The organism is Sphingobium sp. MP9-4 (assembly GCF_005281675.1).
Classification (GTDB): domain Bacteria; phylum Pseudomonadota; class Alphaproteobacteria; order Sphingomonadales; family Sphingomonadaceae; genus Sphingobium; species Sphingobium yanoikuyae.
The window spans coordinates 1-8,736 of record NZ_LUFI01000091.1 but is presented as its reverse complement, the minus strand read 5'-3'; the positions used below and the strand labels follow the sequence as shown (position 1 = coordinate 8,736).

The 8,736-nt window shown below is 66.0% G+C and carries 7 protein-coding genes and 1 pseudogene; 4 read left to right on the top strand and 4 right to left on the bottom strand.

Annotation, left to right across the window (positions count from 1 at the left end):
- Window positions 1–208: 208 nt before the first annotated feature.
- The 3 genes from ndk to A0U87_RS24100 all read right to left on the bottom strand — a co-directional run bounded on the left by ndk (window position 209) and on the right by A0U87_RS24100 (window position 2,633).
- Window positions 209–631, bottom strand: coding sequence for a nucleoside-diphosphate kinase (ndk, locus tag A0U87_RS24110; RefSeq protein ID WP_004210674.1), 423 nt, complete (start codon window positions 629–631; stop codon window positions 209–211).
- 113 nt (window positions 632–744) lie between these two features.
- Window positions 745–1,182 carry a DNA polymerase III subunit chi gene (locus tag A0U87_RS24105; protein WP_048938572.1) on the bottom strand — a complete coding sequence of 146 codons (438 nt, stop codon included), beginning with the start codon at window positions 1,180–1,182 and terminating at the stop codon, window positions 745–747.
- A gap of 5 nt (window positions 1,183–1,187) precedes the next feature.
- A complete protein-coding gene (locus tag A0U87_RS24100; protein ID WP_048938571.1) occupies window positions 1,188–2,633 on the bottom strand; it encodes a leucyl aminopeptidase in 1,446 nt (481 codons plus the stop codon).
- Window positions 2,634–2,812: 179 nt separating this feature from the next.
- Here A0U87_RS24100 and lptD point away from each other — a divergent pair, with 179 nt between their 5' ends.
- The 4 genes from lptD (at window position 2,813) to rsmA (ending at window position 8,375) form a co-directional block, all read left to right on the top strand.
- Window positions 2,813–5,077, top strand: coding sequence for an LPS assembly protein LptD (lptD, locus tag A0U87_RS24095; RefSeq protein ID WP_048938570.1), 2,265 nt, complete (start codon window positions 2,813–2,815; stop codon window positions 5,075–5,077).
- An 86-nt stretch (window positions 5,078–5,163) separates the two neighbouring features.
- On the top strand, window positions 5,164–6,528 hold the full coding sequence (locus tag A0U87_RS24090) for a peptidylprolyl isomerase (protein WP_048938569.1): 1,365 nt from the start codon (window positions 5,164–5,166) through the stop codon (window positions 6,526–6,528).
- Window positions 6,506–7,531, top strand: a complete 1,026-nt coding sequence (pdxA, locus tag A0U87_RS24085; RefSeq protein WP_137406089.1) for a 4-hydroxythreonine-4-phosphate dehydrogenase PdxA — start codon at window positions 6,506–6,508, stop codon at window positions 7,529–7,531. The genes A0U87_RS24090 and pdxA overlap by 23 nt, the downstream gene beginning before the upstream one ends.
- Complete coding sequence (gene rsmA, locus A0U87_RS24080; RefSeq protein WP_048938567.1) at window positions 7,521–8,375, top strand: 16S rRNA (adenine(1518)-N(6)/adenine(1519)-N(6))-dimethyltransferase RsmA; 855 nt, start codon at window positions 7,521–7,523, stop codon at window positions 8,373–8,375. The genes pdxA and rsmA overlap by 11 nt, the downstream gene beginning before the upstream one ends.
- A gap of 74 nt (window positions 8,376–8,449) precedes the next feature.
- On the opposite strand, the pseudogene A0U87_RS24075 reads toward rsmA, so the two are convergent.
- Window positions 8,450–8,736, bottom strand: a pseudogene (locus tag A0U87_RS24075) (IS5/IS1182 family transposase); the annotation flags it as partial.

Genomic DNA, 8,736 nt, shown 5'->3' with positions numbered 1-8,736 from the left:
AGGGGCCGGGGGTGGGTGCGCCGCGTAGCGGCGGTCTACGGTCGATAGGGCAGAAGCTCGCTACGCTCGCAACCCACCCCAACCCCTCCCTGGAAGGGAGGGGCTATGTCTTGTTCCCACCCAAATCCGTCATCCCCAACCACAAAAAACCCGGCCGCTCCTTGCGGGAGCGCCGGGCCTTTTGCTCGTCCGGGGACGGGTGTCGGGTTTAGCCGACGATTTCTTCGGGCTTGAAGAAATAGGCGATCTCGATCGCGGCATTTTCTTCGCTGTCCGAACCATGGACCGAATTGGCTTCGATCGATTCGGCCAGTTCCTTGCGAATGGTGCCGGCGTCGGCATTGGCCGGGTTGGTGGCGCCCATGATGTCGCGGTTGCGGGTCACGGCGTTTTCGCCTTCCAGAACCTGGACGACGACCGGGCCCGAGATCATGAAGGCGACCAGGTCAGCAAAGAAGGGGCGTTCCTTGTGAACGGCATAGAAGCCTTCGGCCTGCTCGCGGCTCATGCGGATGCGCTTGGAAGCGACGACGCGCAGGCCGGCTTCTTCCAGCATCTTGGTGACGGCGCCGGTCAGGTTGCGACGGGTTGCGTCGGGCTTGATGATCGAAAAAGTGCGCGTGACGGCCATGGCCCTCATAACTCCGGATTGTTGGAATAAAGTTGCGCGCCCTTTAGACCGGGCCGGATCACTTCGCAAGAGGGGCGCGAGAGGGCTTGGTAGAAGTCCCTATTTCCGGGCGTTCACGGCCCCTGCACCCATTTGCGGCCTTCCTGCCGCCAGAAGCGCGGGGTCACGCCCTCGCGCTTGCTGAGCGCCCGCCAGCTGGCCCGCGCGCCGTCGATCGTGTCCGCATCGAAGAAATAGAAGGCGCGATCGAAGCCCAGCGCCTCCTCGCGCCATACACCGTCCGCCAGCGCAACATGCCTGGCGCCATTGGCAGCGTCACAGCTCTGCGCCAACAGCACCGGCTGGGCGGCGTCCACCCCGTCGCCTGCCAGGCCATTGGCCAGGAAGCTTTCGGGTGGCCCCGCCCACAGGCCCGCCGATATGCGGGCCAGCCGCTCCGGCTCGTCGGCCACCACCAGCAGCCGCGCGCCCATGTCCAGGATGCGTGCCGCGATCGCGGGCAGCACCCCTTCCACAGGATCGCGGCTCAGCTGGTAGAAGTCGACCTGCACCGGCTTCAGCGCTCGAACTTGTCGGCCACCAGCTGGTCGATCAGGCGCACGCCATAGCCGGTCGCGCCCTTGTCGGCGGTGGCGCCGGGCTTGTCCGACCAGACCATGCCGGCAATGTCGAGATGCGCCCACTTCACGCCTTCGTTGACGAAGCGCTTGATGAACTGGGCAGCGGTGATCGAGCCGGCGAAGCGCGGACCGATATTCTTCATGTCGGCGATCGGGCTGTCGATCAGCTTGTCATAGGCCTCCGACAGCGGGAAGCGCCACAGCTTCTCGCCGCTGGTCTTGCCCGCCGCCAGCAGGTCGTCGGCCAGCGCGTCGTCGTTGGCGAACAGGCCGCCATGCTCGCTGCCGAGCGCGATCATCATCGCGCCGGTCAGGGTGGCAAGGTCGATCACCACTTCGGGTTCATAGGTCTTCTGTGCCCAGGTCACCGCGTCGCACAGCACCAGACGGCCTTCGGCGTCGGTGTTCAGCACCTCGATCGTCTGGCCCGACATCGACGTCACGATGTCGCCGGGGCGCTGGGCATTGGCGTCGGGCATATTCTCGACCAGGCCACAAATGCCGACGACACGCGCCTTGGCCTTGCGACCGGCCAGCGCCTTCATCGCGCCCGCCACGGCACCGGCGCCGCCCATGTCCCACTTCATGTCTTCCATGCCGGGGCCGGGCTTGAGCGAGATACCGCCGGTGTCGAAGGTCACGCCCTTGCCGATGAACACCACCGGCTTTTCGGCGGCCCCATCGGTGCCGTCCCATTCCATCGCCAGCAGCCGCGCCTCGCGCGCCGACCCCTGCGCCACGCCCAGCAGCGCGCCCATGCCCAGCTCCGTCATCGCCGCGCGGTCCAGCACGGTGATCTTGACGCCGAGATCAGCCAGGTGCTGGCAGCGCGCGACGAAGCTTTCGGGATAGAGGATGTTGGCCGGTTCCGACACCAGCTCGCGGGTGAAGGCGACACCGGCGGCGACCGCCGACAGCTTGGCCCATTCGGCCTCGGCGCCGTTTGCGACGATCGTCACGGTCGCCAGCGTCGGCTTGGCCTTTTCGGGCTGACGCGTGCGATAAGTGTCGATCCGCCAGCTGCGCAGCAGTGCGCCCAGGCCCAGCCGGGCGGCATCCTCGCCACTGACGCCGGCCGGGAATTCGACCGCTGCGTGGGTCGCGCCGCTGGTCGACAGCTTGGCGGTCAGCGCGCCGCCGGCCCGCTCCAGGTCGGCCGCACTGCCATTGCCGATGCCCAGCAGCAGGACGCGCAGCACCGCGCCACCTTCCTCGACGAAGCTCTCGACGCTGCCACCCGCCTCACCGGCGAAGCGCGCGGCGGCGGCGCCGGCGACCAGCGTGGCCGATGCGGTAAGCGGCAGGCTGTCGACAGTCCCCTTCGCCACGGCAAGGACCAACGTGTCGACCTGGGGGCGCGTGGGGCTGAATTGGATGTCCATCTGGGGGCCTTTTCTCTGGAATGCCGTGTCGTTCTTGTTTCAGCCAGATAGTGCGGCTTTGCCGCTCTGCAAAGCCATTCGGCGGATTTCCGCCGTCCCGAATGCGAGCAGCGATTGCGGCGCGGGCCAAGCAGTGCGATAGGCAGGGACCAGAAGTGCCCACAAAGAGGCCCCTACGCTTGCAGATTTCCGTGTTTCCCCTGTCGTTCAAACAGGCGCTGCTTGCCGGCGCTGCCTCGTCCTGCCTGCTCGCGGCGCCGCTGGCCCATGCGCAACAGGCGCCCGAGCCCAAGCTGAATGAGCCCCAGACGCCGATCAGCGCGCCCGACGCGCCGGTGCCCGACAATGACCAGGAAATCGGCTTCGCCGCCGATACGCTGGAATATGACACCAACAGCCAGGTCGTGACCGCCACCGGCAATGTCCAGTTGCTGCGCGACGGCAACCGGCTGCGCGCCGACAAGATCGTGTGGGACCGCAACACCGGCAAGGTGGAGGCGCAGGGCGCCGTCTCGGTGATCGATCCCGACGGCAACGTCGCCTATGGCGACCGCTTCGATGTCACCGATACGCTCAAGGATGGCGCGGTCGACAATATATTGCTGGTCCTCCAGAAGGGCGGCCGCATGGCCGCGACCAAGGGCGAGCGGGTCAATGGCGTCTATACGCTGCACCACGCCGCCTATACCGGCTGTCCGGTGGAGGGCAGCGACGGCTGCCCCAAGGAACCGACCTGGCAGATCAACGCAGTCAAGGTCGTGTATGACCCGACCAAGCAGCGCGTCTCCTATACCCGCGCCAATGTCGAGCTGTTCGGCCTGCCGCTGATCCCGGTGCCGGGCCTATCGCATCCGGTCGGCGACGATGGTGGCAGCGGCCTTCTGGTCCCCAATATCCGTTATGACCGGGTCAACGGCTTCGAGGTCGCGGTCCCCTATTATCTCAAGCTCGCACCCAATCGCGACCTGACCGTCACGCCGCACGTCTACAGCGATTCGCTGCCGATGATAGAAGGCAATTTCCGCCATCTCTACGATCGCGGTGCCTATCAGATCACCGGCTATGCCACCTATGGCAGCCGGTCGAGCGGCATCACGCCAACCGATTCGCAAAAGGATATTCGCGGCGCGATCGACGCCAGCGGCGGCATGCAGCTGTCGCCTGAATGGAGCGTCAACGGATCGATCCGGGTCGCCACCGACCGCACCTTCCTGCGCCGCTACGACATCAGCCGCGACGACCGGCTGCGTTCGACCCTGGGCGTCCAGCGGATCGGCGAGAACAGCTATTTCTCGCTCGCCGGCTGGGCGGTGCAGACGCTGCGTGTCGACGATCCCCAGGGTCAGATGCCGATCGCCCTGCCGGTCATGGATTATCGGCTGCGGATGAAGGATCCGCTGCTGGGCGGCCAGATGCAACTCCAGGCCAATACGCTGGCGATCACCCGGACCGAAGGGCAGGATACCCAGCGCGCCTTTGCCGCGTTCGAATGGAATCTGCGCAAGCTGACGGGCCTTGGCCAGGAAGTGAATTTCACCACCTATCTGCGCGGCGACGTCTATCACAGCAGCGACAATCTGCTGACCGACACGATCAGCTATGCCGGCGATCCGGGCTGGAAGGCGCGCGGCATCGCCGCCGCCGCGGTCGACATGCGCTGGCCCTTCATGGGTGAGGCCTTCGGCGGCGTGCAGCGTATCGCCCCACGCATCCAGATCGTCGCCTCGCCGCACCTCGCCAACCTGTCGGTGCCCAATGAGGATGCCCGGTCGGTCGATCTGGAGGACAGCAACCTCTTCGCGCTCAACCGCTTCGCGGGCTATGACCGGTTCGAGGATTCGAGCCGCATCACCTATGGCCTGGAATATAATCTGGCGCTGCCCGACTTCACGCTCGACGCCAATGTCGGCCAGAGCTACCGGCTCGACAACCGCGCCAGCATCCTGCCCGACGGCACCGGCCTGTCCGACCGCATGTCCGACATCGTCGGCCGCTGGACCATCCGCTACAAGGATTTCGTCAGCTTCACCCAGCGCTTCCGGGTCGACAAGGACAATCTGGCGGTCCGCCGGAACGAAGTCGACGCGACCGTGGGCAGCAAGAAGACCTATGCCCAGATCAGCTATCTGCGCCTCAACCGCAACGCCAATATCACGCTGGAGGATCTGCAGGACCGCGAGGAACTGCGCCTGGGCGGCCGCATCCAGTTCGCTCGCTTCTGGTCGGTGTTCGGCTCGACCGTCATCGATCTTACCGGCGCGCAGGAAGATCCGGGCACCACGGCCGACGGCTATGAGCCGGTGCGCCAGCGCCTCGGCGTTGCCTATGAGGATGATTGTTTGACGCTGGGCTTTACATGGCGGCGCGACTATCAGACCAACGGTGACGCGCGCGCCGGCAACAGCTTCCAGCTGCGGCTGGCTTTTCGCAATATTGGCATATAAGGAACTGCCTTCCCGCCGTCCGCTCAGGACCGGTTAAGGCGGAACGGGGCATTGGCTCCCGACCGTATTGGAGATTTTTGCCGACGATGCTTTCTGTCGTTTTCTCGCCCAAATCCGTTCGCTCGGGCCTGCGCACCCTGTTCCTGTCCACCGCCCTTCTGGGCATGGCGGCACAGACCGTGTCGGCCCAGGCCGTCGACGATGACGCCGATCAGGGCCTGAACCTGCCCAAGGATGTCACCATCTTCGGCAAGAATGATCCCAATGTCCGCAAGGCGACGGCGATCGTGAACGGCCGCATCATCACCGGCACCGATGTCGATCAGCGCCTGGCCCTCATCATCACCGCCAATGGCGGCAAGGTGTCGGCCGAGGAAAAGGAACGGCTGCGCGTCCAGGTTCTGCGCAACCTGATCGACGAAACGCTGCAGATTCAGGAAGCGGCGGCGAACGACATCAAGATCGATCCGGCCGAAGTGAACCAGAGCTACGAGCGCGTCGCGGCCAATTTCCGCAAGTCGCCCGACCAGTTCAACCAGTATCTGCGCGAACAGGGCAGCTCGGCCAGCAGCATCAAGCGTCAGATCGAGGGCGAACTGGCCTGGAGCCGCCTGCTCCGCCGCAACATCCAGCCCTTCGTCAACGTCTCCGAAGACGAAGTGAAGTCGGTGGTCGATCGCCTCAATGCCGCCAAGGGCAGCGACGAAGTGCGGATCAGCGAAATCTATTTGTCCTCGACGCCGGAAAACCGTGACCAGATCACGGCCAACGCCCGCAACATCATCGAACAGATCAAACAGGGCGGCAGCTTCGCCGCCTATGCCCGCCAGTTCTCCGAAGCCTCGACCGCCGTCGTCGGCGGCGATCTCGGCTGGGTCCGCCCCAGCCAGCTGCCGACCGAACTGGCGCAGGCCGCCACCGAATTGCAGGTCGGCCAGCTCGCCGGCCCGATCGAGACGGTGGGCGGCATGTCGATCATCTATGTGATGGATAAGCGCAAGGTGCTGACCGCCGATCCGCGCGATTCGCTGCTCAGCCTCAAGCAGCTGTCGGTCCTCTTCCCGGCCGGCACCAGCAAGGAAGCCGCCAGCCAGAAGGCCGCGACCTTCGCCGCCGCGGTCAAGGAGATCAAGGGCTGCGGTCAGGCGAACGAGATCGGCGCCCGCATCGGCGCCGACGTGGTCGACAATGACAATGTGAAGCTGCGCGACCTGCCGCCCCAGCTGCAGGACATTCTGGTCAATCTGCAGGTCGGCGAATCCACCCCGCCCTTCGGTTCGATCAACGATGGCGTCCGCGTCCTGATCGTCTGCGGCCGCGACGAGCCGCAGTCGGCCAACGCCCCCAATCCCGAACAGATCCAGGCCCAGCTGGAAGAGGAACGCGTCAACAAGCGCGCCCGCATCTATCTGCGCGATCTTCGCCGCGATGCCGTTATCGAATATAACTGATCCGGTCAGCCTGCCGCCCTTCGCCGTCTCGCTCGGCGACCCGGCAGGCATCGGACCGGAAATCGTGGCCAAGGCGTGGGTCATGCGCGAAGCGCGTGGCCTGCCCGCCTTCTTCGCCGTCGGCGATGCTGCATCGCTGCGCGCGGTGTGGCTCGGCCCGGTCGAGATCGTCGGATCGCCCGAGGAAGCCGCGCAGGTGTTCGAGCGCGCCCTGCCTTGCATGCAGGTGGCCGAAGCGGGCGAGATAGTGCCCGGCACGCCCAGCATCGACGGCGCCCGTACCGCTTTCCAGGCACTGGAGGTCGCGGTCGGCCTTGCCCGCACCGGATCGGCCGCCGGCATCGTCACCGCGCCGGTCGGCAAGGAACAGCTTTACGGCGTCGGCTTCACCCATCCGGGCCAGACCGAATTCGTCGCCGAACGCTGCGGCGTCTCGGCCCAGAACGCGGTCATGATGCTCGCCGGCCCGTCGCTCAAGGTGGTACCGATCACCATCCATATCGCGCTGGCCGATGTGCCCTCGGCGCTGACCATCGATCTGATCCGCGCGCGCGTCCTCACCACGGTGAAGGGGTTGCAGCGCAATTTCGGCATCGCCCGCCCCCGTCTCGCCGTCGCCGGCCTCAACCCGCATGCCGGGGAGAATGGCGCACTCGGCCGCGAGGAGATCGAGGTGATCCGCCCGGCGATCGAAGCGCTGCGCGCCCAAGGGATCGACATTGTCGGCCCGCTGGCGGCCGATGGCATGTTCCATGCCCGCGCCCGCGAAGCCTATGACGCGGCGCTCTGCATGTATCATGATCAGGCGCTGATCCCGATCAAGACGCTGAACTTCGACGATGGCGTCAACATCACGCTGGGCCTGCCGATCGTGCGCACCTCGCCCGATCATGGCACCGCCTTCGGCATTGCCGGCACCGACAGCGCCAATCCCGGCGCGATGATCGCCGCCCTCAAGATGGCGGCCGAAGCCGCCCGCGCACGGATTGCCTATGCCGGCTGACGCCCGCCCCACTCTGCCGCCGCTGCGCGACGTGATCGCCGCCCATGGGCTTCAGGCCAGCAAGGCGCTCGGCCAGAATTTCCTGCTCGACGAACAGTTGCTCGACCGGATCGCCGCCATTCCCGGCGGCATCCAGGATCAGCCCGCGTTCGAAGTCGGCCCCGGCCCCGGCGGCCTGACCCGCGCAATCCTGCGCGCCGGCGGACGGCTGGTCGCGGTCGAGCGTGATCGGCGCTGCCTGCCGGCGCTCGCCGAACTGGAGCTGGCCTTCCCCGGCCAGTTGCGCGTCATTTCCGGCGACGCGATGGAGGTGGATGCCCGTGCCGAGGCCGGCGATGGCGCCCATATCATCGCCAACCTGCCCTATAATGTCGGCACCGCCCTGCTGGTCGGCTGGCTGTCTGCGCTATGGGCGCCGCTGCCCTGGTGGTCCAGCCTGACCTTGATGTTCCAGATGGAAGTGGCCGAACGCATCGTCGCGAAACCGGGCACCGACCATTATGGCCGCCTCGCCGTCCTCGCCCAGTGGCGCAGCGACGCGCGCATCGCCATGAAGGTGCATCGCAGCGCCTTCACCCCGCCGCCCAAGGTGATGTCGGCCGTGGTCCATATCACCCCCAAGCCGGCGCCCGAAGGCGTGCAGCTCAAGATCCTCGAACGCCTGACCGCCGCAGCCTTCGGCCAGCGCCGCAAGATGCTGCGCCAGAGCCTCAAGTCCGTCCCCGGCGCGCTAGATGCACTGGAAGCGATCGGCATCGACCCGCAACGCCGCGCCGAAACCGTCAGCGTCGAAGAATTCGTCACCCTCGCCCGCCAGCTCGGCCAGGCAACGACCAGCGCCTGATTCCGCTACGCCCCCCCCAGCAAGGCCCAGAGACGGAGCCGCGATCGAACGTTTCTTGGGTCAGGACTCGTTGATCAAAGCCAAAAGATGACGGTGGCAGCGGGGGCGATGGCGGAGAAGAAGGCTGTCGGGCATCGATCGTAGCGGGTAGCAACCCGGCGCCAATCCTTGAGGCGTCCGATCAGGCGGCCAGCATCCCCTTTTTTACCCGCAGGCTTGATGCCGTGCGGTGCGCCTTAAGATAGGTCGCGTCGATCATCACCGTCTTGCGTTCGGAAGACTGAGGCGCAGCCAAACCTTCCATCATCCGCAGGAACACGCCCTTATCGCTCCACCGCTTCCAGCGATTGTAGAGCGTCTT

Excerpts from the sequence above, each read along its gene's own strand:
- pdxA (WP_137406089.1), top strand. The coding sequence starts at position 6,506 with ATGCCGTTATCGAATATAACTGATCCGGTCAGCCTGCCGCCCTTCGCC.
- A0U87_RS24090 (WP_048938569.1), top strand. The coding sequence starts at position 5,164 with ATGCTTTCTGTCGTTTTCTCGCCCAAATCCGTTCGCTCGGGCCTGCGC.
- A0U87_RS24100 (WP_048938571.1), bottom strand. The coding sequence starts at position 2,633 with ATGGACATCCAATTCAGCCCCACGCGCCCCCAGGTCGACACGTTGGTC.
- rsmA (WP_048938567.1), top strand. The coding sequence starts at position 7,521 with ATGCCGGCTGACGCCCGCCCCACTCTGCCGCCGCTGCGCGACGTGATC.
- ndk (WP_004210674.1), bottom strand. The coding sequence starts at position 631 with ATGGCCGTCACGCGCACTTTTTCGATCATCAAGCCCGACGCAACCCGT.